Source organism: Vibrio sp. QJM3NY_35, assembly GCF_057785915.1.
The window spans coordinates 3,338,748-3,364,595 of record NZ_CM173507.1; the positions used below are offsets into that span (position 1 = coordinate 3,338,748).

General features: G+C 46.9%; 22 protein-coding genes, 5 tRNA genes and 3 rRNA genes. 12 read left to right on the forward strand and 18 right to left on the reverse strand.

What is annotated here, in order from left to right; all coding sequences use genetic code 11:
- Positions 1–303: 303 nt before the first annotated feature.
- From AC3CH3_RS15175 to AC3CH3_RS15210, 8 genes are all read right to left on the reverse strand, one after another.
- Positions 304–380 (reverse strand) — tRNA-Trp (locus AC3CH3_RS15175).
- A gap of 60 nt (positions 381–440) precedes the next feature.
- A tRNA-Asp gene (locus AC3CH3_RS15180) sits at positions 441–517 on the reverse strand.
- A 43-nt stretch (positions 518–560) separates the two neighbouring features.
- Positions 561–676: ribosomal RNA gene (gene rrf / locus AC3CH3_RS15185) — 5S ribosomal RNA — on the reverse strand.
- Positions 677–786: 110 nt separating this feature from the next.
- Positions 787–3,680, reverse strand: a 23S ribosomal RNA gene (locus AC3CH3_RS15190).
- Positions 3,681–4,083: 403 nt separating this feature from the next.
- Positions 4,084–4,159, reverse strand: a tRNA-Val gene (locus tag AC3CH3_RS15195).
- Between the two features lie 32 nt (positions 4,160–4,191).
- A tRNA-Lys gene (locus AC3CH3_RS15200) sits at positions 4,192–4,267 on the reverse strand.
- A 2-nt stretch (positions 4,268–4,269) separates the two neighbouring features.
- Positions 4,270–4,345: transfer RNA gene (locus AC3CH3_RS15205), tRNA-Glu, on the reverse strand.
- Positions 4,346–4,436: 91 nt separating this feature from the next.
- Positions 4,437–5,991 (reverse strand): 16S ribosomal RNA (locus AC3CH3_RS15210).
- The 16S, 23S and 5S rRNA genes sit together here with 5 tRNA genes alongside, the layout of an rRNA operon.
- Positions 5,992–6,564: 573 nt before the next feature.
- On the opposite strand from AC3CH3_RS15210, the gene AC3CH3_RS15215 reads away from it, so the two are divergent.
- Positions 6,565–7,110, forward strand: a complete 546-nt coding sequence (locus AC3CH3_RS15215; protein WP_428784476.1) for a gamma carbonic anhydrase family protein — start codon at positions 6,565–6,567, stop codon at positions 7,108–7,110.
- On the opposite strand, the gene AC3CH3_RS15220 is transcribed toward AC3CH3_RS15215, so the two are convergent.
- The 4 genes from AC3CH3_RS15220 to tsaC all read right to left on the reverse strand — a co-directional run bounded on the left by AC3CH3_RS15220 (position 7,107) and on the right by tsaC (position 9,793).
- The gene (locus tag AC3CH3_RS15220; RefSeq protein WP_086050333.1) at positions 7,107–7,376 is read right to left on the reverse strand and encodes a DUF1488 family protein; all 270 of its coding nucleotides are present in this window, start codon (positions 7,374–7,376) and stop codon (positions 7,107–7,109) included. The genes AC3CH3_RS15215 and AC3CH3_RS15220 overlap by 4 nt on opposite strands.
- A gap of 17 nt (positions 7,377–7,393) precedes the next feature.
- Positions 7,394–8,224: a shikimate dehydrogenase gene (gene aroE, locus AC3CH3_RS15225; protein WP_488537424.1), complete on the reverse strand. Its 831-nt coding sequence runs from the start codon at positions 8,222–8,224 to the stop codon at positions 7,394–7,396.
- A gap of 74 nt (positions 8,225–8,298) precedes the next feature.
- Positions 8,299–9,216 carry an oxygen-dependent coproporphyrinogen oxidase gene (gene hemF, locus AC3CH3_RS15230; RefSeq protein ID WP_488537425.1) on the reverse strand — a complete coding sequence of 306 codons (918 nt, stop codon included), beginning with the start codon at positions 9,214–9,216 and terminating at the stop codon, positions 8,299–8,301.
- A gap of 19 nt (positions 9,217–9,235) precedes the next feature.
- Positions 9,236–9,793 (reverse strand): L-threonylcarbamoyladenylate synthase type 1 TsaC, encoded by a 558-nt coding sequence (tsaC, locus tag AC3CH3_RS15235; protein ID WP_488537426.1) that lies wholly within the window; start codon positions 9,791–9,793, stop codon positions 9,236–9,238.
- Between the two features lie 195 nt (positions 9,794–9,988).
- Between tsaC and purE the strand changes: the two genes are divergently transcribed.
- Positions 9,989–10,474, forward strand: coding sequence for a 5-(carboxyamino)imidazole ribonucleotide mutase (purE, locus tag AC3CH3_RS15240; RefSeq protein WP_004735777.1), 486 nt, complete (start codon positions 9,989–9,991; stop codon positions 10,472–10,474).
- Between the two features lie 5 nt (positions 10,475–10,479).
- Positions 10,480–11,610, forward strand: coding sequence for a 5-(carboxyamino)imidazole ribonucleotide synthase (locus AC3CH3_RS15245; RefSeq protein ID WP_488537427.1), 1,131 nt, complete (start codon positions 10,480–10,482; stop codon positions 11,608–11,610).
- A gap of 90 nt (positions 11,611–11,700) precedes the next feature.
- Here AC3CH3_RS15245 and AC3CH3_RS15250 read toward each other — a convergent pair whose 3' ends face one another.
- Genes AC3CH3_RS15250 through AC3CH3_RS15265 form a run of 4 tightly spaced genes read right to left on the reverse strand, consistent with a single transcriptional unit; the run spans position 11,701 to position 14,963 of the window.
- Entirely contained in the window at positions 11,701–12,270 is a 570-nt protein-coding gene (locus AC3CH3_RS15250) for a DNA topoisomerase family protein (RefSeq protein WP_488537428.1), read from the reverse strand.
- A 12-nt stretch (positions 12,271–12,282) separates the two neighbouring features.
- Positions 12,283–12,759, reverse strand: a complete 477-nt coding sequence (locus AC3CH3_RS15255) for a DUF494 family protein (protein WP_048657837.1) — start codon at positions 12,757–12,759, stop codon at positions 12,283–12,285.
- Positions 12,760–12,762: 3 nt separating this feature from the next.
- The gene (gene dprA / locus AC3CH3_RS15260; protein ID WP_488537429.1) at positions 12,763–13,875 is read right to left on the reverse strand and encodes a DNA-processing protein DprA; all 1,113 of its coding nucleotides are present in this window, start codon (positions 13,873–13,875) and stop codon (positions 12,763–12,765) included.
- Positions 13,872–14,963, reverse strand: a complete 1,092-nt coding sequence (locus tag AC3CH3_RS15265; protein ID WP_488537430.1) for a LysM peptidoglycan-binding domain-containing protein — start codon at positions 14,961–14,963, stop codon at positions 13,872–13,874. The genes dprA and AC3CH3_RS15265 overlap by 4 nt, the downstream gene beginning before the upstream one ends.
- Positions 14,964–15,103: 140 nt before the next feature.
- On the opposite strand from AC3CH3_RS15265, the gene def reads away from it, so the two are divergent.
- The 6 genes from def (at position 15,104) to AC3CH3_RS15295 (ending at position 21,618) form a co-directional block, all read left to right on the forward strand.
- Complete coding sequence (def, locus tag AC3CH3_RS15270; protein WP_017058772.1) at positions 15,104–15,616, forward strand: peptide deformylase; 513 nt, start codon at positions 15,104–15,106, stop codon at positions 15,614–15,616.
- 37 nt (positions 15,617–15,653) lie between these two features.
- The gene (fmt, locus tag AC3CH3_RS15275; protein ID WP_488537431.1) at positions 15,654–16,601 is read left to right on the forward strand and encodes a methionyl-tRNA formyltransferase; all 948 of its coding nucleotides are present in this window, start codon (positions 15,654–15,656) and stop codon (positions 16,599–16,601) included.
- A gap of 92 nt (positions 16,602–16,693) precedes the next feature.
- Positions 16,694–17,974 carry a 16S rRNA (cytosine(967)-C(5))-methyltransferase RsmB gene (gene rsmB, locus AC3CH3_RS15280; RefSeq protein WP_488537432.1) on the forward strand — a complete coding sequence of 427 codons (1,281 nt, stop codon included), beginning with the start codon at positions 16,694–16,696 and terminating at the stop codon, positions 17,972–17,974.
- Positions 17,975–18,083: 109 nt separating this feature from the next.
- On the forward strand, positions 18,084–19,460 hold the full coding sequence (trkA, locus tag AC3CH3_RS15285; RefSeq protein ID WP_004735766.1) for a Trk system potassium transporter TrkA: 1,377 nt from the start codon (positions 18,084–18,086) through the stop codon (positions 19,458–19,460).
- 80 nt (positions 19,461–19,540) lie between these two features.
- Positions 19,541–20,986, forward strand: a complete 1,446-nt coding sequence (locus AC3CH3_RS15290) for a TrkH family potassium uptake protein (RefSeq protein ID WP_488537433.1) — start codon at positions 19,541–19,543, stop codon at positions 20,984–20,986.
- Between the two features lie 26 nt (positions 20,987–21,012).
- Complete coding sequence (locus tag AC3CH3_RS15295; protein ID WP_488537434.1) at positions 21,013–21,618, forward strand: DUF3157 family protein; 606 nt, start codon at positions 21,013–21,015, stop codon at positions 21,616–21,618.
- Here the strand turns inward: AC3CH3_RS15295 and trhA are convergent.
- Entirely contained in the window at positions 21,615–22,268 is a 654-nt protein-coding gene (gene trhA, locus AC3CH3_RS15300; RefSeq protein WP_488537435.1) for a PAQR family membrane homeostasis protein TrhA, read from the reverse strand. The genes AC3CH3_RS15295 and trhA overlap by 4 nt on opposite strands.
- A gap of 156 nt (positions 22,269–22,424) precedes the next feature.
- On the reverse strand, positions 22,425–23,216 hold the full coding sequence (locus tag AC3CH3_RS15305; RefSeq protein ID WP_488537436.1) for a sporulation protein: 792 nt from the start codon (positions 23,214–23,216) through the stop codon (positions 22,425–22,427).
- A 283-nt stretch (positions 23,217–23,499) separates the two neighbouring features.
- On the opposite strand from AC3CH3_RS15305, the gene AC3CH3_RS15310 reads away from it, so the two are divergent.
- The 3 genes from AC3CH3_RS15310 (at position 23,500) to ccoG (ending at position 25,808) form a co-directional block, all read left to right on the forward strand.
- A complete protein-coding gene (locus AC3CH3_RS15310; RefSeq protein WP_179946936.1) occupies positions 23,500–23,667 on the forward strand; it encodes a hypothetical protein in 168 nt (55 codons plus the stop codon).
- Between the two features lie 131 nt (positions 23,668–23,798).
- Positions 23,799–24,062, forward strand: a complete 264-nt coding sequence (locus tag AC3CH3_RS15315; protein ID WP_010433308.1) for a YihD family protein — start codon at positions 23,799–23,801, stop codon at positions 24,060–24,062.
- Positions 24,063–24,389: 327 nt separating this feature from the next.
- Entirely contained in the window at positions 24,390–25,808 is a 1,419-nt protein-coding gene (gene ccoG / locus AC3CH3_RS15320) for a cytochrome c oxidase accessory protein CcoG (protein WP_488537437.1), read from the forward strand.
- Positions 25,809–25,848: the final 40 nt, after the last annotated feature.

Sequence of the window (25,848 nt, forward strand, 5' to 3'; positions counted from 1 at the left end):
GAATAATTCTCATAAAGAAGTGGGGATTGTGCTGTTGATTGTTTATAAAAGAGGCTGGGATAAGTAAGCACTTACACTTTTAAGGCTAGGTTTTATTAAAAGCAGGAATTGTCGACTAAAAATCGAACAAATATAAAGTGAAAAAACAGAACTTCTGCTGAGGCATTTATATGGCAGGGTGGAGGTTTCGACTCCCAACAAGCTCTATTTTGGTAAGTCGGAGAATCCGCTGCTTTGCTAATGGCGTATATATTAGATTCAGAAAGCAAAAAGGCTCTAGCATTTCTGCTAGAGCCTTAAATATGGCAGGGGTGGAGAGATTCGAACTCCCAACACGCGGATTTGGAATCCGCTGCTCTGCCAATTGGAGCTACACCCCTAAAACTTTTCACTACGTCAGATTCGAAAAAACCTCGCACTAGGCGAGGTTATCGAATAAGTGGCGGAGTGGACGGGACTCGAACCCGCGACCCCCGGCGTGACAGGCCGGTATTCTAACCAACTGAACTACCACTCCGCAGTGGAATACTTGTCGTCGCTGACAAGTGTTCAAATTTAAAGCCTGGCGATGTCCTACTCTCACATGGGGAAGCCCCACACTACCATCGGCGCTATTGTGTTTCACTTCTGAGTTCGGCATGGAATCAGGTGGGTCCACAATGCTATGGTCGCCAAGCAAATTTTAAAATTCGGAAAGCTGCTTCTCTATTTAATAGAGCTTTAAAAGTTTCTCTTCAAACTCATTCAAGGTCTGTCTTTGAGTCCACAAAACCCCTTGGGTGTTGTATGGTTAAGCCTCACGGGCAATTAGTACAGGTTAGCTCAATGCCTCGCAGCACTTACACACCCTGCCTATCAACGTCGTAGTCTACGACAACCCTTTAGGACGCTTATAGCGCCAGGGAAAACTCATCTCAAGGCTCGCTTCCCGCTTAGATGCTTTCAGCGGTTATCGATTCCGAACTTAGCTACCGGGCAATGCCATTGGCATGACAACCCGAACACCAGAGGTTCGTCCACTCCGGTCCTCTCGTACTAGGAGCAGCCCCTTTCAATTTTCCAACGCCCACGGCAGATAGGGACCGAACTGTCTCACGACGTTCTAAACCCAGCTCGCGTACCACTTTAAATGGCGAACAGCCATACCCTTGGGACCGACTTCAGCCCCAGGATGTGATGAGCCGACATCGAGGTGCCAAACACCGCCGTCGATATGAACTCTTGGGCGGTATCAGCCTGTTATCCCCGGAGTACCTTTTATCCGTTGAGCGATGGCCCTTCCATTCAGAACCACCGGATCACTATGACCTGCTTTCGCACCTGCTCGAATTGTCATTCTCGCAGTCAAGCGGGCTTATGCCATTGCACTAACCACACGATGTCCAACCGTGTTTAGCCCACCTTCGTGCTCCTCCGTTACTCTTTGGGAGGAGACCGCCCCAGTCAAACTACCCACCAGGCACTGTCCGTAATCCCGATTCAGGGACCAACGTTAGAACATCAAAACTACAAGGGTGGTATTTCAAGGACGACTCCACCACATCTAGCGACGCGGTTTCATAGTCTCCCACCTATCCTACACATGTAGGTTCAATGTTCAGTGCCAAGCTGTAGTAAAGGTTCACGGGGTCTTTCCGTCTAGCCGCGGGTACACTGCATCTTCACAGCGATTTCAATTTCACTGAGTCTCGGGTGGAGACAGCGTGGCCATCATTACGCCATTCGTGCAGGTCGGAACTTACCCGACAAGGAATTTCGCTACCTTAGGACCGTTATAGTTACGGCCGCCGTTTACCGGGGCTTCGATCAAGAGCTTCGACCGAAGTCTAACCCCATCAATTAACCTTCCGGCACCGGGCAGGCGTCACACCGTATACGTCATCTTACGATTTTGCACAGTGCTGTGTTTTTAATAAACAGTTGCAGCCACCTGGTATCTGCGACTCTCGTCTGCTCCATCCGCAAGGGACTTCACTGATAAGAGCGTACCTTCTCCCGAAGTTACGGTACCATTTTGCCTAGTTCCTTCACCCGAGTTCTCTCAAGCGCCTTGGTATTCTCTACCCGACCACCTGTGTCGGTTTGGGGTACGATTCCTTACAATCTGAAGCTTAGAGGCTTTTCCTGGAAGCATGGCATCAATGACTTCACTACCGTAGTAGCTCGACATCGTATCTCAGCGTTAGTAGCGGTCCGGATTTACCTAAACCACCCGCCTACGTACTTGAACCTGGACAACCGTCGCCAGGCCCACCTAGCCTTCTCCGTCCCCCCATCGCAATTGTAAGAAGTACGGGAATATTAACCCGTTTCCCATCGACTACGCCTTTCGGCCTCGCCTTAGGAGTCGACTTACCCTGCCCCGATTAACGTTGGACAGGAACCCTTGGTCTTCCGGCGAGGGAGTTTTTCACTCCCTTTATCGTTACTCATGTCAGCATTCGCACTTCTGATACCTCCAGCAGCCCTTACAGACCACCTTCAACGGCTTACAGAACGCTCCCCTACCCCACATACCCTAAGGTACGTAGCCGCAGCTTCGGTGTATAGCTTAGCCCCGTTACATCTTCCGCGCAGGCCGACTCGACCAGTGAGCTATTACGCTTTCTTTAAATGATGGCTGCTTCTAAGCCAACATCCTGGCTGTCTGAGCCTTCCCACATCGTTTCCCACTTAGCTATACTTTGGGACCTTAGCTGGCGGTCTGGGTTGTTTCCCTCTCCACGACGGACGTTAGCACCCGCCGTGTGTCTCCCGGATAGTACTTACTGGTATTCGGAGTTTGCAAAGGGTTGGTAAGTCGGGATGACCCCCTAGCCTTAACAGTGCTCTACCCCCAGTAGTATTCGTCCGAGGCGCTACCTAAATAGCTTTCGGGGAGAACCAGCTATCTCCAGGTTTGATTGGCCTTTCACCCCTAGCCACAAGTCATCCGCTAATTTTTCAACATTAGTCGGTTCGGTCCTCCAGTTGATGTTACTCAACCTTCAACCTGCCCATGGCTAGATCACCTGGTTTCGGGTCTAATCCTAGCAACTGTACGCCCAGTTAAGACTCGGTTTCCCTACGGCTCCCCTAAACGGTTAACCTTGCTACTAAAATTAAGTCGCTGACCCATTATACAAAAGGTACGCAGTCACACCACGAAGGTGCTCCTACTGCTTGTACGTACACGGTTTCAGGTTCTATTTCACTCCCCTCACAGGGGTTCTTTTCGCCTTTCCCTCACGGTACTGGTTCACTATCGGTCAGTCAGTAGTATTTAGCCTTGGAGGATGGTCCCCCCATATTCAGACAGGATATCACGTGTCCCGCCCTACTCGTTTTCACTGATTATGAGATGTCGATTACGGGGCTATCACCCTTTATTGCGGCACTTTCCAGAGCCTTCATCTGTCTCATTAAAAGCTTAAGGGCTAATCCAATTTCGCTCGCCGCTACTTTCGGAATCTCGGTTGATTTCTCTTCCTCGGGGTACTTAGATGTTTCAGTTCCCCCGGTTTGCCTCCTGTTGCTATGTATTCACAACAGGATACTTACTTATGTAAGTGGGTTTCCCCATTCAGGAATCCCAGACTCAAAAGGTTATTACTACCTAATCTGGGCTTATCGCAAGTTATTACGCCTTTCATCGCCTCTGACTGCCAAGGCATCCACCGTGTACGCTTAGTCACTTAACCATACAACCCGAAAGGGTTTCTATTTGCTTTCACTTTAAAAAGTGAAGACAAATAAGCGTATGGCAACTAACCAAGGTTTTTGGTTGTCATCAAGAAGGGTTAATTCTTGATGACTGTTTGCCGGACTCAATTGTGAATCAATGTAAACATTGATTCGAATACAAGACACTTGAATGTGTTTGTTGTGTTTATCTAATGAAAGATAAACATTGAGAACTTTTAAATTTGATTGAATTACTCGTAAGTAATCAATCAGTCAGCTTTCCAAATTGTTAAAGAGCATGAGACTTTAAGAACCAGCGTTCTAAAATTCACATTTTCTAAAGACTCTCAGGGTCAAACATACCAACCAACGACAAAAGAAGTGGTTTGGATATGAATATAACCAAGAATTTTTAGAGAATGGTGGGCGATACCGGGCTCGAACCAGTGACCCCCTGCTTGTAAGGCAGGTGCTCTCCCAACTGAGCTAATCGCCCACGATAGTTTTAATTCCTTCGCGGAGAAAGAATGGTGGGTCGTGCAGGATTCGAACCTGCGACCAATTGATTAAAAGTCAACTGCTCTACCAACTGAGCTAACGACCCAATGGTATCCCGTAGGGGAGTCGAACCCCTGTTACCGCCGTGAAAGGGCGGTGTCCTAGGCCTCTAGACGAACGGGACACTGGATATTGAAGAACTTGGGAGTTCTTCGTCTCTTTACTTTTCTAAACCTAATCAATCTGTGTGGACACTCATCGTAAGTATCTTCGTATAAGGAGGTGATCCAGCCCCAGGTTCCCCTAGGGCTACCTTGTTACGACTTCACCCCAGTCATGAACCACAAAGTGGTGAGCGTCCTCCCCGAAAGGTTAAACTACCCACTTCTTTTGCAGCCCACTCCCATGGTGTGACGGGCGGTGTGTACAAGGCCCGGGAACGTATTCACCGTGACATTCTGATTCACGATTACTAGCGATTCCGACTTCATGGAGTCGAGTTGCAGACTCCAATCCGGACTACGACGCACTTTTTGGGATTCGCTCACTATCGCTAGCTTGCTGCCCTCTGTATGCGCCATTGTAGCACGTGTGTAGCCCTACTCGTAAGGGCCATGATGACTTGACGTCGTCCCCACCTTCCTCCGGTTTATCACCGGCAGTCTCCCTGGAGTTCCCGACATTACTCGCTGGCAAACAAGGATAAGGGTTGCGCTCGTTGCGGGACTTAACCCAACATTTCACAACACGAGCTGACGACAGCCATGCAGCACCTGTCTCAGAGCTCCCGAAGGCACTCCTGCGTCTCCGCTGGATTCTCTGGATGTCAAGAGTAGGTAAGGTTCTTCGCGTTGCATCGAATTAAACCACATGCTCCACCGCTTGTGCGGGCCCCCGTCAATTCATTTGAGTTTTAATCTTGCGACCGTACTCCCCAGGCGGTCTACTTAACGCGTTAGCTCCGAAAGCCACGGCTCAAGGCCACAACCTCCAAGTAGACATCGTTTACGGCGTGGACTACCAGGGTATCTAATCCTGTTTGCTCCCCACGCTTTCGCATCTGAGTGTCAGTGTCTGTCCAGGGGGCCGCCTTCGCCACTGGTATTCCTTCAGATCTCTACGCATTTCACCGCTACACCTGAAATTCTACCCCCCTCTACAGCACTCTAGTTCACCAGTTTCAAATGCAGTTCCGAGGTTGAGCCCCGGGCTTTCACATCTGACTTAATGAACCACCTGCATGCGCTTTACGCCCAGTAATTCCGATTAACGCTCGCACCCTCCGTATTACCGCGGCTGCTGGCACGGAGTTAGCCGGTGCTTCTTCTGTTGCTAACGTCAAGAGATAGCGCTATTAACGCTACCCCCTTCCTCACAACTGAAAGTACTTTACAACCCGAAGGCCTTCTTCATACACGCGGCATGGCTGCATCAGGCTTTCGCCCATTGTGCAATATTCCCCACTGCTGCCTCCCGTAGGAGTCTGGACCGTGTCTCAGTTCCAGTGTGGCTGATCATCCTCTCAGACCAGCTAGGGATCGTAGCCTTGGTGAGCCATTACCTCACCAACTAGCTAATCCCACCTAGGCATATCTTGACGCGAGAGGCCCGAAGGTCCCCCTCTTTGGCCCGTAGGCATTATGCGGTATTAGCCATCGTTTCCAATGGTTATCCCCCACATCAAGGCAATTTCCTAGGCATTACTCACCCGTCCGCCGCTCGACGCCCATTAACGCACCCGAAGGATTGTTAGTGTCGTTTCCGCTCGACTTGCATGTGTTAGGCCTGCCGCCAGCGTTCAATCTGAGCCATGATCAAACTCTTCAATTTAAGATTTTGTGACTCAACGAATACTGACTTCAAAACTAATATTCATGTAAACATGAACATGTAATTCTAAAGCTATTACCATTCCAACAGAATGGTAATGAATTGACTGTGCCGAATAACTACAAGTAGTTAAACGTATTGGTCACTCAGTTCATTGAAATCAAGTTTGTTACCGAAGTAACTGCTATTACCTAAGTAATAACGTTTTGATATTCATCAACGAGTGCCCACACAGATTGATAGGTTTAAATTGTTAAAGAGCTTTTCCTTTTTGAGCTTCGCTCAAATCGGACGGCCATTTTAGCGATTTAAGTTTTAGTGTCAACCACTATTTTCAAAACTTTTTTCAAGCGCTTAGCTTGGCTAATTTGACCTGCTGATTCGTTTTGGTTTCTTACGAAGCCTTCCCGTTTCAACGAGGTCGCATTATAGAGATTTCGATCACACTGGCAAGCCCTTTTTGAAGTTTTTCTTACTTTTTTGATTGTTCGAGCGTTTTTTGTTCAAAACACTCCATTTTCACTAGTATTCCCCTTAATTAAGGGCTTAAGGTGCCTATATAAAGGAGGATTTATGAGTTCAATGCGCAGTTATAAAGGAATATCCCCTCAGATTGGACAAGGTGTCTATATAGATACAAGTTCGGTACTGGTTGGTGATATCAAAATCGGTGACGACTCTAGCGTGTGGCCTTTGGTTGCAGCTCGAGGAGATGTGAACCACATTCATATTGGAGATAGAACGAATATCCAAGACGGCAGCATTTTGCACGTCACCCATAAGAGTGCTGACAACCCTGAAGGTTATCCTCTACTAATAGGTAATGATGTCACTATCGGACATAAAGTAATGCTGCATGGCTGCACGATTGAAGATCGTGTACTTGTTGGTATGGGAGCTATCGTGCTTGATGGCGTGATTATTAAAGAAGAAGTGATGATTGGTGCTGGTAGCTTAGTGCCACCGAACAAGGTACTTGAAAGCGGTTATCTCTATGTAGGAAGCCCAGTAAAACAAGCACGCCCATTAAACGATAAAGAGCGTGCCTTTTTACAGAAGTCAGCTGACAACTATGTTCAGAATAAAAACGACTATCTAGACTCTGTGCTTCCAGTTTAAAGCGCTTTGATCTGAATCCGATTAGAGGAGTCATACTCCTCTTCTTCTATTAACTCTTCAGCTAGCTCTTCAATATCGAAACGTAACTCTGAAAAGATAACTAAAGCTTGATCGCCTTCTTCTATATCTTTGCCTGCCAATCGAGACAATTCTTCAATAGACATAACACACTCAATCAGTGCGCCCGACTGCTGTGCTGGGAAGGTGATTGATTGATTCTCTTCATCCCAATCTTGGATATCAGGAAATAGAATTGATTGATTCATTTTTTATAAATACCTTGTTACATCTCTAGGTTTTTGCGTAATTCTCTTAAAATCTGTTTTGTTCCTGGGCGAAGACCACGCCACAGCATAAAGCTCTCAGCAGCCTGCCCTACCAACATACCCAAACCATCATAAGCAGCGTGAACACCGTTATCTAATGCCCATTGATTAAATACTGTGGTTCCAGATCCGTAAACCATGTCATAAACAGCACTATTCGAATTGAAGATAATCTCAGAAACTTCAGGAAGCTGACCACTTAGACCAGACGAGGTCGAGTTAATGATGACATCAAACCCTTCATTAACATCGCTTAACCCTATTCCTTTGATGTTGCCATGTGAAGAAAACATCTCAGCCAGAAGTTGAGCCTTTGAACTGGTTCGATTAGCGACTACCAACTGTTGTGGCTTTTGGTCGAGAAGAGGTTGAATCACTCCTCGAGCGGCGCCACCAGCGCCAAGAAGAAGAACGCGAGCCCCTTCTAGCATAACTTGATGTTGAAGAAGGTCTTGAACTAAACCCTCACCATCGGTGTTATCACCAATGATTTCTCCGTCATCGAGCTTCTTAAGTGTGTTTACGGCACCGGCTAGTTCAGCCCTCTCAGTAAGGCGATTGGCAAACTGATACGCATCTTCTTTAAAAGGTGCTGTGACATTACATCCTCTACCACCTTCGCTGAAAAAGGCTTTCGCAGCAGTGATAAATTCACCATGCTCTGGCTGTAATGCTGTATAGGTAAGTTGTTGGCTGGTTTGGCGAGCAAATAATGTGTGAATGAATGGCGATTTGCTTTGCCCAATAGGGTTACCGAAAACGGCATAACGATCTACTTGCTGTGTCATATCCTTACCTAACAGAAATAAAAAAGGTCATCTATATAGATGACCCTATCACTATCCCTATAAGGAAGGAAGAACTACCAAACTCGAGGCTTTAGGTAGTCGCTATAAAGCAGAGCTTCTGGTGAACCCGCTTGAGGTTCGTAGCGATATTCCCAACGAGCCAATGGCGGCATCGACATTAATATTGATTCTGTGCGACCACCACTTTGTAGACCAAATAGGGTGCCACGGTCATAGACTAAGTTAAATTCAACATAGCGACCACGACGATAAAGCTGGAAGTCACGCTCACGTTCACCATAAGGTGTCTCTTTGCGTCGTTCTACAATTGGTAAATACGCGGCTGCAAAACCTTCACCGACCGCCTGCATATAAGCGAAGCTCTTTTCAAAGCCCCACTCGTTTAAGTCATCAAAGAACAGACCGCCAACACCACGTGTTTCATCACGGTGAGGTAGATAGAAGTACTTATCACACCACTCTTTGTGTTCTTGGTAAACATAATCACCAAATGGTGCACACAGGTCTTTAGCAGTTTGATGCCAAGATTGGCAATCTTCATCGACAGGATAGAATGGCGTTAAATCAAAACCACCACCGAACCACCAGATAGGATCTTCCCCTTCCTTTTCGGCAATAAAGAATCGTACGTTCGCGTGTGAGGTTGGGATGTATGGGTTTTTAGGGTGGATAACTAATGAGACACCCATAGCTTCAAACTTACGTCCGGCTAATTCAGGACGGTGAGCAGTTGCAGAGGCAGGCATAGCCTTACCAGCGACATGAGAAAAGTTAACACCGCCTTGCTCAAATACCGCACCATTGGTCATCACGCGAGTTCGACCACCGCCACCAAGACGTTCGCCAGGTTCACGCTGCCATGCATCTTCTTCAAAAAGAGCTGCACCATCAGCTTGTTCAAGCTGTTGGCAAATCGAATCTTGTAGGCTCAGTAAAAACTGCTTTACTGCTTCTTTATCAATTGCTGACATCTTACTTCCTTTGCAGGGTTTAACCCTGTCTTAATATTTTCGACGTTTTTGCATCTCTAATTTCGCTTGGTTTCTCGCGACCACCCGTGTGACCTTCTAAAATAGAGACTAGATATTGGCCAAGTTGCTGCTGAACTTCTTCAGTCGTCATGCAAGGCGGCTCTCCGGTCAGGTTGGCACTGGTAGAGGTTAACGGCTTACCGAATTCATTACACATTCTTTGAACTAAAGGGTGATCAGTCACTCGTACTGCAATGGAATCAAACTGGCCGCTGACCCAGTCAGTTACTTTACTGCTGGTTGGCATTATCCAAGTTACCGGACCTGGCCATGTTGCTTTTACGGTCGCTAACTGCGCTTCCGTCAACTGGCTTTCATCAATATAGGGCAGCAACTGCTCGTAACTCGCAGCAATTAGGATCAACCCTTTCTCCATCGGCCGCTGTTTTAAATCGAGCAATTTCTTAATGGCTTGTGGATTATCGGGATCACAACCGACCCCAAAAACGCCTTCAGTCGGGTAAGCAATGACTTCACCTTGTTGTAATGCCTGCAAAGTATGTTGAAAGTTATCCAAGGGTTGCCTCATTAATTCTGTTATCGAACTCGCTAAGTGTACAAATTATCATTCACTGTGACTAAAGCTATTTGTTTATAAAATGTATCAATTAACAACTTAGACTGAAGCAAACGTTTTCCTTAAGCAATTTTACCCGTATAATGCGCGCAAAATATCTAATCACTAATTAAATCGTACCTGAAGGAGTTTGAGATGACTGTCGGTATTATCATGGGTTCTAAATCTGATTGGCCAACAATGAAGCTAGCTGCAGAAATGTTGGATCAGTTTGGCGTGGCGTACGAAACAAAAGTGGTTTCTGCTCACCGCACACCTCAGTTGCTTGCTGATTACGCAACCAGTGCGAAAGAGCGCGGTATTAAAGTGATTATTGCTGGTGCTGGCGGTGCTGCGCATCTTCCGGGCATGGCTGCAGCTTTCACAAGCGTACCTGTTTTAGGTGTTCCTGTTCAGTCTAAAGCACTCAAGGGCATGGATTCTCTGCTTTCTATCGTACAGATGCCAAAAGGCATTGCGGTAGGTACTTTGGCTATCGGTGAAGCTGGCGCTGCCAATGCTGGTATCCTAGCAGCCCAAATCATTGGTACTCACAATGAAGAAGTGATGGCAAAAGTAGAAGCGTTCCGCTCTGAGCAAACAGAAACGGTTCTGGCTAATCCAAACCCTGCTGAGGACTAATTCCCATGCATGTTCTTGTGTTAGGCGCGGGCCAACTTGCTCGCATGATGTCCCTAGCTGGGGCGCCCCTGAATATTGAAATTTCTGCTTTTGATGTTGGCAGCAAAAATATTGTTCACCCATTAACGCAAGCGGTTCTAGGCAACGGCTTAGAAAATGCGATTGAGCGCGCGGACGTCATTACTGCTGAGTTCGAACATATCCCTCACGATGTACTTGAGGTATGTGAGCGCAGCGGTAAATTCTTACCGACTACTGAAGCAATCAAAGCTGGCGGTGACCGTCGCCTTGAAAAAGCGCTGTTAGACGAAGCGAACGTGAAGAATGCTAAATACTATGTGATTAACTCTCGCGAAGACTTTAACGCTGCGATCGCTCACGTTGGCTTACCAATGGTATTGAAGAGCACCCTTGGCGGCTACGATGGTAAGGGCCAGTGGCGCTTAAAGACATTAGACAATGTTGACGCGACTTGGACAGAAATAGCCGAGTGCATTGCAGCTACAGACAATCAAGCCATTGTGGCTGAAGAGTTCGTTCCATTCGACCGTGAAGTATCACTGGTTGGTGCTCGCGGTACCAATGGCGAGATTCAAGTGTACCCACTGGCTGAGAATGTTCACACCGACGGCGTGTTGAGCTTATCGACAGCGATTGATGACATTGAACTGCAAGAGCAAGCGAAAACCATGTTCACAGCAATTGCAGAACGCTTAGATTACGTTGGCGTACTAGCACTTGAGTTCTTTGATGTTCAAGGTTCACTGCTGGTTAACGAGATAGCACCACGTGTTCATAACTCTGGCCACTGGACGCAACAAGGTGCTGAAACTTGTCAGTTTGAGAACCACCTGCGCGCAGTGTGTGGCATGCCACTAGGCAGCACTAAGCTGATTCGTCCAACCGCAATGATCAACATTCTTGGTGAAGATACTCTACCTGAGGCTATTCTGGCTCAAGGTGGCTGTCATGTTCATTGGTATGGCAAAGAGAAGCGTGCAGGTCGTAAGATGGGCCACATTAACGTGAGCGCTGACTACAACGCAGAGCTGCAAAGAGCGTTGTGCTCATTGGCTGATATTCTTGATAAGCAAGCCTACCCTGCTGTGCATGAGTTTGCTGAACAGATGAAGTAAGCCTGCATTGGCTTATTGATGGATGTAGAAACGGCGCTCATTGAGCGCCGTTTTTTATTTCTGGCCATTCACTTACTGTGACTAGCATGACTACTGAGATTGAATGTGATGACACTTGCGATCAGCGCATTGCTTTTTGGTTCCACTGGCTGTTTTCTTCTCAAGTAACAGCGGAAAATAGCACTCTTCACAGCGGCCTATAACAGGAGGCTGATTAACAGCAAACTTACATTTAGGGTAGTTATCACAGGCATAGAAGGTTTTGCCATAGCGAGATTTACGCTCAACCAAATGGCCTCTACCACACTCAGGGCATGCAACCAGCGGCTGCTCTTCAGGTTGTTCTTTTGGTTGGTCCAAAGATTCGATGTGATTACACTCTGGATAGTTGCTACAGCCAATGAACATCCCAAAGCGACCTTGTCTTAGTACCAATTCATTTTGGCATTTAGGACACGGTACACCCAGCTCTTTCACCACATGGCCATCGTTTTGATGCAAAGGCTTGATGTAATCACAGCTCGGATACTGCTTACAGCCCAAAAATGGGCCGTACTTACCATGGCGAAGCTGAAGCTCTCCACCACACTGTGGACATGGTTCATGCTCTAACGCATGTTCATGTGCTGAAAAAAGCTGATTATCAATCTTACTACTCATGACAAGCCTGTATTAATGCAAGATACCTTGCTCTTTGGTGTACAACAGCTCTTCCATTTGCGTGTAAGCACTTTCATTACCCGGTACATTGAATAGCACCATTAAGATAATCCATTTCAGATCATCCAATTCAAATTCGTTGGTCTCAAGCCCCATCACACGATCAATCACCATTTCACGAATCTCTGTCGTGAGCACGTTGATCTGCTCTAGGAACAGTAAGAAACCTCGACACTCCATATTAATACGCGATACCTCTCTACTGGTGTAAACGCGCATCGAGGTGTTGGAACACATAGTAATCGCCGCTTGGTTGTCAGTATCTTGCAGTGCCGCAAGATCTTCTAACCAATGGAGGGCCTTATAAATATCGTCTTGGTGAAACCCTGCTCGAAGAAGCTCATCTTCAAGTTCGTCTTGATCCACCTGCAATTCAGAATCGCTATGGATGTAGGTTTCAAACAAGTACATCAGTATGTCCATCATCATAGCTTAGCCTCTCCCCTTTCGAATATAGCCACCGGAAACTGCAACAACATGCCCTGAGAGCTCAAGCTCTAAAAGCTGCATCATGACTTCATGCACAGGTATATGGGTTCTCTGTGCCAAAATATCAACGGGTGTCGCCTCTAATCCTACGTTAGCTAACAGCTGTGGAAATGGCAATTGTTCATTTTCACCCTCATTCTGCGTAGGTTCGAATAAGCTCGGCTGTTGATCTATAGACCAGTTTAACAGACTCTTTATTTCAATCAGAACATCTTGAGCATTTTGCACTAAACATGCTCCAGCTTTAATGAGACTGTTACCTCCACGACTGGTTGGGCTATGAATTGAACCGGGCAACGCAAACACTTCTCGACCTTGCTCCATCGCATATCGAGCCGTAATCAAAGAGCCACTCTTCTCAGCCGCTTCAACCACCAAGGTTCCTAACGACAGACCACTTATAATACGGTTACGGCGAGGGAAATGTTCAGGTCGTGGTTTGGCACTTGGGCGAAACTCTGAAATCAATGCGCCATTTTCACAGATCCTATCGGCTAAATTTCTGTGTCGCGCAGGATAAATGGAATCCAATCCAGAACCCAATACAGCAAAAGTTTCCCCTCCTTTATCTAGAGCACCATCATGAGCATAGCCATCGATACCGAGCGCTAAGCCACTGGTGACAATCAAACCGTTTTGCACAAACTCTTTGGCGAACGACTTCGCGGTTTGCAACCCTTCGAGACTGGCATTGCGACTGCCGACCATAGCGATTTGAGGCTCAATCAGCTTTTCAACGTGACCTTTAACGAAAAGCACGCTTGGCGCGGAGGCGGTCTCATTCAGCAGTTTGGGATAATGCGAGCAATTCGGGGTAATGATGTGATGGTTAGGCTGTTTTGCTTGCCATGATAAGCAAGCCTCCACTTCTCTTGGGGCTTGCTCTCTTAGATAGGATATTTGCTTAGCTGACAAACCCATCGCTTGCAGCTGCTGACTTGAGTAGCCAACAAGGTTCGAAGGGGAATCGATACTCAGCAAGCGAGAAAGGCGTTTGCCACCCAATTGCGGAACAAAACTTAAAGTTAGCCAAGCACTCAGTTGTTGCTCATTCACTCGGTGCCCTTAGCTTCTTCCGTCAACGCAAGGTCTAAAGGCGATACCGCAAGAATGTCATTACTAACCGGCTTGGAGCTTTGAGTGATCAACGCCAAGCTAAAATACTCGTAAGGGCGAATAACCATCAAGCTGCCCAGCGAGGTACTTGGCAATTGCACCTTATCGCTCGCCGCAGACTCTTTGTAGCTGTATTCACCTTGCTTACCAAACACCACAGCCCCGCTCTCGCTGAGCGTAAACATAGAGCCTTGGCGAAGGTTGTCCTGTGAGCCTTTATTAATAACGACCACTTGATTCTTTGCACTGTATTGGCTGCCATCCAATGAACCCAGTATATTAGCAAACTGACCCGCCGCACTAGGCGCTGGATAAAATGTGGTTGAGAGCTTCACCTGATCAACACCAAGCTCTGGTAACACGAGATCGTTAAGCAGCACCTCTTGCAGCTGAGTCTCTATCTGTAAGCTACTGAACTCAGCGTCCACTTCTTTTAAGCGTGCCGTGGCGACCAAACGTAATGAGGTCATACTCGCTTGAGGTTGCTGTCGTTGGTAGGTTTCAACGGCGCGGTAGATACCCCATTTTTGATGTTGCTGGTTACCTGATATAAACAACCGGTCTTCACCCGATAAGAAGCGTTTACCATCACTGGTCCCTAATACTCGTTGAGCCGATTGAATGTCTTGCTGTTCGACCAAGCGGTCAGATTGTAGATACGGTAGAACCAGCCCCTCATTGACGGTTGGCACCGCTTTCTTCTCCGAGACACGAATCTTAGGGCTCAGCTTGATAACCGGTTTAAGGCTCAATACCGGCTCACCATTAATCCAAACCAAAGACAGTTTATCTCCGGGATATATAAGATGAGGGTTTTCTATCTCAGGGTTTACCTGCCATAACCTTGGCCACAACCACGGGCTATCAAGATACATCGCAGATATATCCCATAAGGTATCGCCCTTTACCACCACATACGCCTCAGGTGCGCCCTGCTTAATGGTTAAAGGTTGAGCGCTATTTCCAGCCGTAGCGGTGAACGAAAGCGAGGCACAAACGAGAGAAAAAATGGGAGAAAAATGACGCATGACCTAGGTTCCTTGGTCTGAATATATGACATCTGATTTGAGAATTACCTTCAGGATGCTGTCATTTGACCTCTAAAATGTCTAGAATTGAGCCAACAAGGTTTAAGCTGTTTCGGCACAGTTCAATATTTCGAGTGTATATGTCTGTATTACAAGTATTAACATTACCAGATGATCGTCTACGTACCGTGGCGAAACCGGTAAAAGAAGTTACCCCAGAGATTCAAAAGTTCGTTGATGACATGATTGAAACCATGTATGACGAAGAAGGTATCGGCCTTGCGGCAACGCAAGTAGATTTCCACCAACGCATCGTTGTTATCGATATTTCAGAAACACGTGATGAGCCAATGGTGCTTATCAATCCTGAAATTACTGAGAAACGCGGCGAAGATGGAATCGAAGAAGGCTGCCTATCTGTACCAGGCGCTCGAGCTCTAGTACCTCGCGCTGCAGAAGTAACGGTTAAAGCATTAGACCGTGACGGCAACGAATTCACATTCGACGCTGACGACCTTCTGGCTATCTGTGTTCAGCACGAACTTGACCACCTAGAAGGCAAGTTGTTTGTTGATTACCTATCGCCATTAAAGCGTAAACGTATCCAAGATAAGCTAGCGAAGATCAAACGTTTCAACGAGAAACAAGGTTAATAACCGCTGCTATTACTAAATTAGAAGGAAGCCTACCTTGAGTCAGTCTTTAAGAATTGTCTTTGCAGGTACTCCGGATTTCGCCGCCCGTCACTTGGCGGCGTTGTTGTCTTCGGAGCATGAAGTTGTTGCTGTTTACACACAGCCAGATCGCCCAGCAGGCCGCGGTAAAAAACTGACTGCGAGCCCAGTAAAAAACATCGCACTTGAAAATAACATTCCGTTTTACCAACCAGAAAACTTCAAGTCAGATGAAGCTAAGCAAGAGCTAGCTGAATTGAACGCTGACATCATGGTTGTTGTCGCTTACGGCTTATTGCTTCCGCAGGTTGTATTAGATACGCCTCGCTTAGGTTGTATCAACGTACATGGTTCTATCCTACCTCGCTGGCGTGGTGCTGCTCCGATTCAACGCTCTATTTGGGCGGGTGATAAAGAGACCGGCGTGACGATCATGCAGATGGATATCGGCCTAGATACTGGCGACATGCTAAGCATCGCAACGCTGCCTATCGAAGCGACAGATACTAGCGCATCAATGTACGAGAAGTTAGCGGGTCTTGGCCCTGACGCGCTTGTTGGATGTCTAGCGGACATCGCTTCTGGCAAAGCAGTTGCAGAAAAGCAAGACGATGAGCTTGCGAACTACGCGAAGAAGCTAAGCAAAGAAGAAGCGCGTATCAACTGGAGTGATGAAGCTGCGCATATTGAACGCTGCGTTCGTGCCTTCAACCCATGGCCAATGAGCCACTTTGAAGCTGCTGAGAACAGCATCAAAGTATGGCAAAGCCGTGTGGCAGAGCAAACTTCTGATAAGCCTACAGGTACAATTCTGCAAGCGGATAAAACTGGTATCTACGTAGCGACAGGACAAGGCGTACTTGTTCTTGAACAGCTGCAAGTTCCAGGTAAAAAAGCCATGTCAGTTCAGGATATCTTGAACTCACGTGCAAGCTGGTTTGAAGTTGGTACTCAACTTTCTTAATCCGCTTTTAAAGCTGTTAATTACGCAGCTTAGAAAACCTTTACGAGGGCAGAGATGCCCTCATGTATTCAAATAAATATTCGGTACCCCTCATGAATGTTCGCGCTGCTGCTGCAAATGTCCTATTCCAAGTTGTCGATAAAGGCCACTCTCTTTCACACGCTCTCCCTGCGGCTCAAAAAACGATCCGTCCACGAGACCATGCTCTACTGCAAGAGATTTGCTACGGCGCACTTCGTTACCTGCCTCGTTTAGAGTCAATCGCTAACGAACTGATGGAAAACCCGCTTAAAGGTAAAAAGCGTGTATTCCACCACCTAATCTTGGTGGGCATTTACCAACTGAGCTTCATGCGTATCCCTTCGCATGCCGCGGTTGCTGAAACGGTTGAGGGTACTAAAACACTGCGTGGTCCAAGCCTGAGTGGTTTGATCAACGCAGTGCTACGTAGCTACCTACGTGACCAAGAAGAACTAGACGAGAAAGCCGTTAGCCACAATGCAGGCAAATACGGACACCCAAGTTGGATTCTAAAAATGCTTCAAGAGAGCTACCCAGAACAATGGGAGCAACTGGTTGAAGCAAACAACAGCAAGGCACCAATGTGGCTGCGCGTTAACCGCCAACACCACACTCGTGACGAGTATGTTGAACTGCTTAAAAACGAAAACATTGAATACACATTGCACCCTGAAGCAGCCGATGCCATAAAATTAGCTGCACCTTGTGATGTTACTTTGCTTCCTGGCTTCGACAGAGGTTGGGTATCAGTGCAAGACGCTGCCGCTCAGCTTTCGGTTGATTACCTAACACCAAAAGATGGTGAGCTGATCCTAGATTGCTGTGCTGCGCCAGGTGGTAAAACCGCACACATTCTTGAGCATACCAACGATACTGAAGTGGTTGCGATTGACTGCGACATCAAACGTCTAGACCGTGTTTACGATAACCTTGAGCGCCTACAACTACGTGCCGACGTCATTTGTGGCGATGCTCGCTACCCTGAAGAGTGGTGGATGGGTGATAAGTTCGACCGTATTCTGCTTGATGCACCTTGTTCAGCGACTGGCGTAATTCGCCGTCACCCTGACATCAAGTGGCTACGTCGTGCATCTGACATTGACGCGCTCGCTGAACTGCAAAGCGAGATTATGGATGCTATGTGGCGTCAGCTGAAAGAAGGCGGCACCATGGTTTATGCGACATGTTCTATCACGCCGCAAGAAAACGTGCTGCAAGTGAAAGCATTCCTAGCACGTACAGAGAACGCAACGCTGGTTGGGTCTGATATCGAAAATCCGGGTCGTCAAATACTGCCTGGGGAAGAAGATATGGATGGCTTCTACTACGCAGTTCTAGTAAAACAGGCATAACAACTAACAGCGGCTAAGAATTTATTTCTTAGCCGCTGTTTCTTTCTAGTGCATTATCAAAATAAAGTTAGATAACTAGAATTACCACGGTAAAGAAAAGAGAAAGGCTATGAAGATCATTATCCTAGGTGCTGGACAAGTTGGCGGTACCCTTGCTGAAAACCTGGTTGGTGAAAACAACGACATCACCATTGTCGACCGTAACGCTGACCGACTTCGTGAACTTCAGGATAAGTATGACCTTAGGGTTGTAAACGGTTATGCCAGCCACCCAAACACACTACGTGAAGCGGGTGCGCAAGATGCCGACATGTTGGTTGCTGTAACCAACATGGATGAAACCAACATGGCTGCGTGTCAGGTTGCTTTCTCTCTTTTCAATACGCCGAACCGAATTGCTCGTATTCGTTCTCCTCAATACCTAGAAGAGAAAGAAGCGCTATTCAAATCTGGTGCTATCCCAGTCGATCACCTGATCGCACCCGAAGAGCTAGTAACCAGCTACATCGAGCGCCTGATTCAATACCCAGGCGCACTGCAGGTTGTGAGCTTTGCTGAACAAAAAGTGAGCCTAGTAGCAGTAAAAGCCTACTACGGTGGTCCACTGGTTGGTAACGCACTGTCTGCTTTGCGTGAGCACATGCCGCACATTGATACCCGTGTTGCCGCTATTTTCCGTCAAGGTCGCCCTATTCGCCCACAAGGCACCACCATCATTGAAGCCGATGATGAAGTGTTCTTCGTCGCAGCGAGTAACCACATCCGCTCAGTAATGAGTGAGCTACAGCGCCTAGAGAAACCGTACCGCCGCATCATGATTGTCGGTGGTGGTAACATTGGTGCAAGCTTGGCAAAACGCCTTGAGCAGAGCTACAGCATCAAGCTTATCGAGCGCAGCTACACTCGTGCCGAGAAGCTGTCTGAAGAATTAGAAAACACCATCGTCTTCTGTGGTGATGCGGCAGACCAAGAGCTGCTGACCGAAGAGAACATCGATCAAGTTGATGTGTTCATCGCTCTAACTAATGAAGATGAAACCAACATCATGTCAGCGATGCTGGCGAAGCGAATGGGTGCCAAGAAAGTAATGGTGCTGATTCAACGTGGCGCTTATGTCGACCTTGTTCAGGGTGGTGTGATTGATATTGCTATCTCGCCACAGCAAGCGACGATTTCTGCGCTGCTTACTCACGTTCGTCGTGCTGATATTGTAAACGTATCATCTTTACGTCGCGGCGCTGCTGAAGCGATTGAAGCCATTGCTCACGGTGACGAAACCACATCGAAAGTGGTTGGCCGAGCGATTGGCGACATCAAACTACCACCGGGCACCACTATTGGTGCGATTGTTCGCGGAGAAGAAGTACTTATCGCGCACGATAGAACCGTAATCGAACAAGATGACCACGTAGTAATGTTCTTAGTGGACAAGAAATACGTACCTGATGTTGAGTCTCTATTCCAACCGAGCCCGTTCTTCTTATAGCCTTGTTCTCGTAAGCTTATTCTCACAACCTTTTTCTTGTGAGAATGATGCTCCGGCTCACAGCGATGGTCTATTAAGCTATGGTCAACTTTCGTCCGATATTATTAGTGATAGGGTTAGTGTTATCAAAACTCGCCCTTTTCATGTACATCCCTACATTGGTTGCCTTTTTCACAGGCACCGGTGGCTTCCTCGAGTTTGGTCAGTCGGTAGTGATCACGCACATTGTGGCGTTTATCTGCTTGAGCTTGGGTCGTTCAGCTAAGTTCCGACTTGGGGTGCGGGACATGTTCCTGATCACCTCTCTGGTATGGACGATAGCCAGTGCCTTTGCTGCACTGCCATTTGTCTTCATCAACCACATCAGCTTCACTGACGCCTATTTTGAAACCATGTCTGGTATCACCACAACAGGCTCAACCGTATTAAGCGGCTTAGACAGCATGGCACCAAGCATTCTGCTATGGCGTTCTATACTGCAATGGTTAGGTGGCATCGGCTTCATCGTTATGGCAGTAGCGGTTCTGCCAATGCTCAACGTCGGTGGTATGCGCCTGTTCCAAACCGAATCATCCGATTGGTCAGATAAAAGCAGCCCACGAGCGAAAACGGTCGCGAAGAACATCGTGGCGGTTTATCTGGTTCTGACTGGCTTGTGCATCATTAGCTATCTGTTTGCAGGAATGAGCGTCTTTGATGCGATCAATCATGCCTTCACAACACTGTCTACGGGTGGTTACTCAACATCAGATAGCTCAATGAACCACTTCTCTAACAGTGCTCACTGGGTGGGAACCCTGTTCATGTTCTTAGGTGGGCTACCATTCCTACTGTTTGTTAGCGCACTGCGTGGTAGAAAGCTATCAATCCTCTACAAAGACGCGCAAGTTAGAGGCTTCACCTATCTATTCTTAGTCACCAGTGCCGTGATATCGACATGGTTGGTGGTTAGAGATGGCTACACAGTCATGGATGCGATGCGTGTTTCGATGTTCAACATTGTGTCAGTCGTAACCACAACCGGTTTTGGCTTAGAAGACTTCACCGCGTGGGGTGCACTGCCAACGACCTTGTTTGCGTTTCTAATGATGGCGGGCGCGTGCTCGGGTTCAACCTCTGGCGGTATCAAAATCTTCCGCTTCCAGATCGCGATGACCATGCTTCATAAGCAAATGATGAAACTGATCCACCCGTCGGGTGTGTTTGTTCAACGCTATAACCAAAGACCCGTAAATGACGACATTGTGCGTTCACTGGTCGCATTTGGTTTGATGTTCTTTATTACGATTATCTTAATTGCAGGTGGCTTGAGCGCAATGGGGCTTGATCCCGTGACCAGTATATCTGGCGCTATCACAGCCGTTGCCAACGTTGGTCCTGGTATGGGCAGCGTGATCGGTCCAACCGGGAACTTTGCTCCACTGCCCGACGCCGCTAAATGGTTGCTAAGCTTAGGAATGCTGATGGGGCGACTTGAGATATTGACGCTCATTGTTCTATTTTTCCCAGCCTTTTGGCGACGTTAACCAAGCACAAAATCAAGGAAACACAGATGAAATCATACGTACTTCTCGCTGGCGCATTGCTCGCAAACTCAGTATTCGTAAGTTCTGCCTTTGCTGATCAAATGGTCACATTGCCTGATGGCAAACAAGTGTTACTGAAAGACGATTTTACTTGGCAATACGTGGCACCGAAGCAAACGGAAGCAGCAGCGACAACATCAGAGATCGCAGTGCCTGTTTCAGCAGCGCCTATTGCAGCAGCCCCTGTCGTAGCCGTACCTGTCGCAACGAACACGCGTGGTACTACGATTGTGGTTAATAGTAAGAAGCCAAGCTTACAGCTGTCTCAATCAGGAGTGGATGTTGTGCTAGGTGCCAGTAGCTATGAAGATGGTGAGCTTATCATTCCGACAGCCATCACCAACCAAGGCACTCAAGCAGTCATTTTGGTATCACTTAACATCAGCGTATTTACTGCAGAAGGTGAGTTGTTGGCAGAAGAAGAGGTTGCTGTGTGGAAATCAATCAAACGAATGGCCGACACATACCTGCGACCAAAGACGGGTGAAGAAGGCAAGCTAATCAAGATCGACCTAGAACAACACCCTGAATATCAGATTAAAGCTGAGATTACTGAAGTACTGGCTCGCTAAACCGGAGTCACATACAGATAGATAGCGAAGAAATGGCAAGCGCAGCCCGCCAACACAAACAAGTGCCAGATGGCATGATTGTAAGGGATGCGTTTTGCCACATAGAAAATAACACCCAACGAGTAGGTCACGCCACCGAGCGCTAATAACACCAAGCCGCCTATCTCGATATTCATCGCCAGTTGATACACCACAATCAACGACAGCCAGCCCATCGCTAAATAAATGAACAGCGATAGACGCTTAAATCGGTAGACGAAGGCAATCTTCATGATGATACCAACCAGCGCAATCCCCCAAATAACCGCCATCAAGCCCATCGCCAGTGGGGTTCTTAAACCAACCAATAAAAACGGGGTGTAGCTACCTGCGATGAGTAAGTAAATTGCACAGTGATCGAGGGTTTTTAATAAACGCTTGGTTTTTTCTGTGGTGATCGAGTGATAAAGCGTTGAAGCAAGAAAGAGCAGGATAATGCTGCTGCCATAGATTGCCATACTGGCAACCGTCAACATATCGGCTTGGTAATCAAACGCGCGAATCAACAACAAGATCAGACCAACCACGCCAAGCACGACGCCCAAGCCATGGGTTATCGCGTTAGCGCGTTCTTCGATGTCGCTGTATTCGCTAGCTGATGATGCAGACATGAGTATCCTACTAGAGTAAATGTTCAATTGACCTAGTATTGCACATTAAGCTTACACGTGTAAGCTTAAATTTTTATGACATCTTTTATGACATTAATGACGCCTAAACTGTGTGATGAGGCTTAGCTCTCTAAAGCTAAAGAACCAAAGAGCTAACTAAGAGGCGCTATCTAGATACTCAAGCACCATCTTGCCGGCTTCTTCCGGTGAGGTATCCAATGGCACACTTAATTGACGCTGTAGCTGACCCACTCCCAATAAGCTCGCCAACATGCCTTTGGCACCGTCGCGATTACGGTCTATCTCAAACCACAACTTAAGCTCAGTTTCATCACGATGGGCAACAACCTCAAGCTCACGCCAACGGCCATGATAAGGACCCGTCGTCGGAACAAACTCAAACTCTTGTACAAACGGCAATTCAAAGCCTTTTACCGCCTCACATTCCACTTGGCGAATGCGCAGCCCTTGAGCTTCAAGTTCATTAAAAATACCATCGAGGAGTGCATCAGGACGAACCGTTAAGATGTCTTTATCCGATGGATCAATCGCCATCGCAATATCGAGCCCAGTTTCAAGCCATACTTTTGAGTCACCAATCGTGACCGGTGTGTTCAGCGGGACATCAAACTCACATTCAAAATCTCGGGTTTCACCCGGCTGAATAACAAAGGCATACGGCAGGCTCCATTTGGCCAACGAGTATGTCTGGTGCATTCGACGTGTTTGACCGCCCTCTTGCCTTTGTGAGTTCATGGTAACTTCTTTGACGTAACGACAGCACAAGTTGAGATCGATATTGTCGATCTCCTGTGGCTGAGCGCCACCATACACATGCACAATAATGCTCGCCTTCTGCCCTGGATACAGCACTTCCTGTTGCAACACAGAATCGACCTTGGCCGACCCAATACCAAAACTTGCTAACGTTTTCTTTAAGAACGACATATGCACCTCCTTTAAAGCATCATCTTAAGCCTGAAAGAGGTTCAAACTCAAATATACTGCTCACACTATTTTAGCTCTAATATCGTTTAATTATCACTCAGACGTCGATCGATAACTTAGATAGTGATAATCTAAGCCTTGATATGCATGCATGTCATTATCCTGATTTATTCTTCGGATTGGCGAAAGCCAGACGAGTGACGCTTCAAGCAATTGAGGTAGAGCTCATGGTAAATCAGGCCATTAGATTGGCAATGGATATGCCTGACCGTTAGGTAAATTAATGCGCCCAACAGCTGTCAGGTTCTCGCACACCAACCGTAGTGCGATGCGTCGTCGTAGTGGCTTTGCTGCTGCTCCAACGGCTAAGAAATTGGCTCCTACAATGACTCTAGTTGAGAAGACTGCTTTATTAGCACCGACTACAACAAAAGTGATTAGAGCCGCTTAACAAAAAGCGCAGTTTTTACTGCGCTTTTTTCTTGCCTCTTTCCCTGCTCCAAATGTGTTTACACATTGGTATTCCCGACCCGATTTGATACCTTAGCCACAAATCATTATAAAATTTGTGGAGAATAAAGTATGAAGTGTCACCGCATAGAAGAACTGCTGGAACTGATGGAGCCTGAGTGGCAGAAAGATCAAGAACTTAACTTGTTAGAGTTCATCATCAAGCTATCAAAAGAAGCCGGCTACGAAGGTAAACTTGAAGAGCTGACTGACGATGTTCTAATCTATCACCTAAAAATGCGCAACAGCGAGAAAGATGAAATGATCCCGGGTCTTAAAAAAGACCAAGAAGATGATTTCAAAACCGCAATTCTAAAAGCGCGCGGCATCCTATAATTACCTCAATGCTCAACAGCGTAATTGCCGTATAGATAAATTTCTCAATTTTAAAAAGCGACCACTCGGTCGCTTTTTTGTTTCTGTTCGCTATTTTTTCGTCACAACTGTTATGACTTTTGTTGTTAAAGGTTGATAGCGTTAAAGAAATGAGAACAAGATTGTCGCTATAATCGCCACCCATAAGAATCTTCTAAAATAATAAGAGTAAGTGCGATATCTACTCACGCATCAAGCTCAATTTCTACAGGTTCTCTAAACCACACTTTAAAGTAATGTCGTCTTGCTCGATTTAACCGAGCAAACCAGCCACAAAAAGGATAGTCCATGAGTCAGGATAAAATCGATATCAAAGATGTGACTCCTAAAACCTTTAACCCGAAAACACATAAAGGTAATGGAGATCGATTTAACCCAAGTAACCGAATCTATGTTCGAGAAAGCAAAGGTAAATTCCAACAACTGCGTCGCTATGGCGGTTGGTTCTTACTTTTACTTTTTGCGCTTATCCCATGGATTCCATTTGGTGAACGCCAAGCGATCTTGCTCGATATCGGCAGCCAACAGTTCAACTTCTTTGGCACCACCTTATACCCACAAGATCTGACCCTACTCGCGATCCTATTTATGATTGCCGCGTTTGGCTTATTCTTCATAACCACCTTCTTAGGCCGTGTCTGGTGTGGCTATTTATGTCCGCAAACCGTCTGGACCTTCATGTACATTTGGTTCGAAGAGAAACTAGAAGGGGCTGCCAATAAGCGAAGAAAACAAGACTCAGGCAAACTGACAACCAATTTAATCCTCAGAAAAACTGTCAAACACATTGCGTGGTGGGCGATTGCCATTGCGACTGGCTTAACTTTTGTTGGTTACTTCATCCCGATCAAAGAGTTAGTGGTTGGTTTCTTTACCTTTAATTCATCGTTCTGGCCGGTGTTTTGGGTACTGTTCTTTGCAGGCTGCACCTATGCTAATGCAGGTTGGATGCGTTCAATTGTTTGTCTGCACATGTGTCCTTACGCGCGTTTCCAATCGGCAATGTTCGATAAAGACACCTTCATCGTAGGCTACGACACAGAACGTGGTGAAAGCCGTGGTCCTCGCTCTCGTAAAGCCGATCCAAAAGAACTTGGTCTAGGCGACTGTATTGACTGTAATTTATGCGTTCAAGTGTGCCCAACGGGTATCGATATTCGTGACGGTCTGCAATACGAGTGTATTAACTGTGGCGCGTGTATTGATGCTTGTGACAACACCATGGAACGTATGGGTTATGAGAAAGGTCTGATCAACTACACCACCGAACATAGGCTTGAGGGGCACTCAACCAAGGTCATGCGTCCTAAGCTCTTGGGCTATGGAGCCATCTTAATCGTGATGCTGGGCCTATTCTTCGTGCAAATCGCGAGTGTTGATCCTGCTGGCCTAAGTGTTCTACGTGACAGAAATCAGCTGTTTAGGGTCAATAGCCAAGGGCTGGTTGAAAACACCTACACCTTGAAAGTGATCAACAAGACTCAACAAGAGCAAGAGTACAAGCTCGATGTTAGCGGACTGCCCGATTCTATCTGGTACGGCAAACAGACGATTACTGTCGATCCAGGCGAGGTTTTGAACCTACCTATCAGTTTAGGCGCCGACCCAGAAAAACTGAGCTCACCAGTTTCGACAATTCAGTTTATACTCTCGGATAATGAAGAGTTTACGATGGAAGTCGAAAGCCGCTTTATCAAGAAGCTCTGATACCTGCACTTTAGTGCTTGGTATAACAACCCAATAAATG

Bases quoted from the DNA above. Each gene is read 5' to 3' on its own strand.
- AC3CH3_RS15215 (WP_428784476.1), top strand. From the start codon at position 6,565: ATGAGTTCAATGCGCAGTTATAAAGGAATATCCCCTCAGATTGGACAA.
- AC3CH3_RS15220 (WP_086050333.1), bottom strand. From the start codon at position 7,376: ATGAATCAATCAATTCTATTTCCTGATATCCAAGATTGGGATGAAGAG.
- aroE (WP_488537424.1), bottom strand. From the start codon at position 8,224: ATGACACAGCAAGTAGATCGTTATGCCGTTTTCGGTAACCCTATTGGG.
- hemF (WP_488537425.1), bottom strand. From the start codon at position 9,216: ATGTCAGCAATTGATAAAGAAGCAGTAAAGCAGTTTTTACTGAGCCTA.
- purE (WP_004735777.1), top strand. From the start codon at position 9,989: ATGACTGTCGGTATTATCATGGGTTCTAAATCTGATTGGCCAACAATG.
- AC3CH3_RS15245 (WP_488537427.1), top strand. From the start codon at position 10,480: ATGCATGTTCTTGTGTTAGGCGCGGGCCAACTTGCTCGCATGATGTCC.
- AC3CH3_RS15250 (WP_488537428.1), bottom strand. From the start codon at position 12,270: ATGAGTAGTAAGATTGATAATCAGCTTTTTTCAGCACATGAACATGCG.
- AC3CH3_RS15255 (WP_048657837.1), bottom strand. From the start codon at position 12,759: ATGATGATGGACATACTGATGTACTTGTTTGAAACCTACATCCATAGC.
- AC3CH3_RS15265 (WP_488537430.1), bottom strand. From the start codon at position 14,963: ATGCGTCATTTTTCTCCCATTTTTTCTCTCGTTTGTGCCTCGCTTTCG.
- def (WP_017058772.1), top strand. From the start codon at position 15,104: ATGTCTGTATTACAAGTATTAACATTACCAGATGATCGTCTACGTACC.
- rsmB (WP_488537432.1), top strand. From the start codon at position 16,694: ATGAATGTTCGCGCTGCTGCTGCAAATGTCCTATTCCAAGTTGTCGAT.
- trkA (WP_004735766.1), top strand. From the start codon at position 18,084: ATGAAGATCATTATCCTAGGTGCTGGACAAGTTGGCGGTACCCTTGCT.
- AC3CH3_RS15290 (WP_488537433.1), top strand. From the start codon at position 19,541: ATGGTCAACTTTCGTCCGATATTATTAGTGATAGGGTTAGTGTTATCA.
- AC3CH3_RS15295 (WP_488537434.1), top strand. From the start codon at position 21,013: ATGAAATCATACGTACTTCTCGCTGGCGCATTGCTCGCAAACTCAGTA.
- trhA (WP_488537435.1), bottom strand. From the start codon at position 22,268: ATGTCTGCATCATCAGCTAGCGAATACAGCGACATCGAAGAACGCGCT.
- AC3CH3_RS15305 (WP_488537436.1), bottom strand. From the start codon at position 23,216: ATGTCGTTCTTAAAGAAAACGTTAGCAAGTTTTGGTATTGGGTCGGCC.
- AC3CH3_RS15310 (WP_179946936.1), top strand. From the start codon at position 23,500: ATGCGCCCAACAGCTGTCAGGTTCTCGCACACCAACCGTAGTGCGATG.
- AC3CH3_RS15315 (WP_010433308.1), top strand. From the start codon at position 23,799: ATGAAGTGTCACCGCATAGAAGAACTGCTGGAACTGATGGAGCCTGAG.
- ccoG (WP_488537437.1), top strand. From the start codon at position 24,390: ATGAGTCAGGATAAAATCGATATCAAAGATGTGACTCCTAAAACCTTT.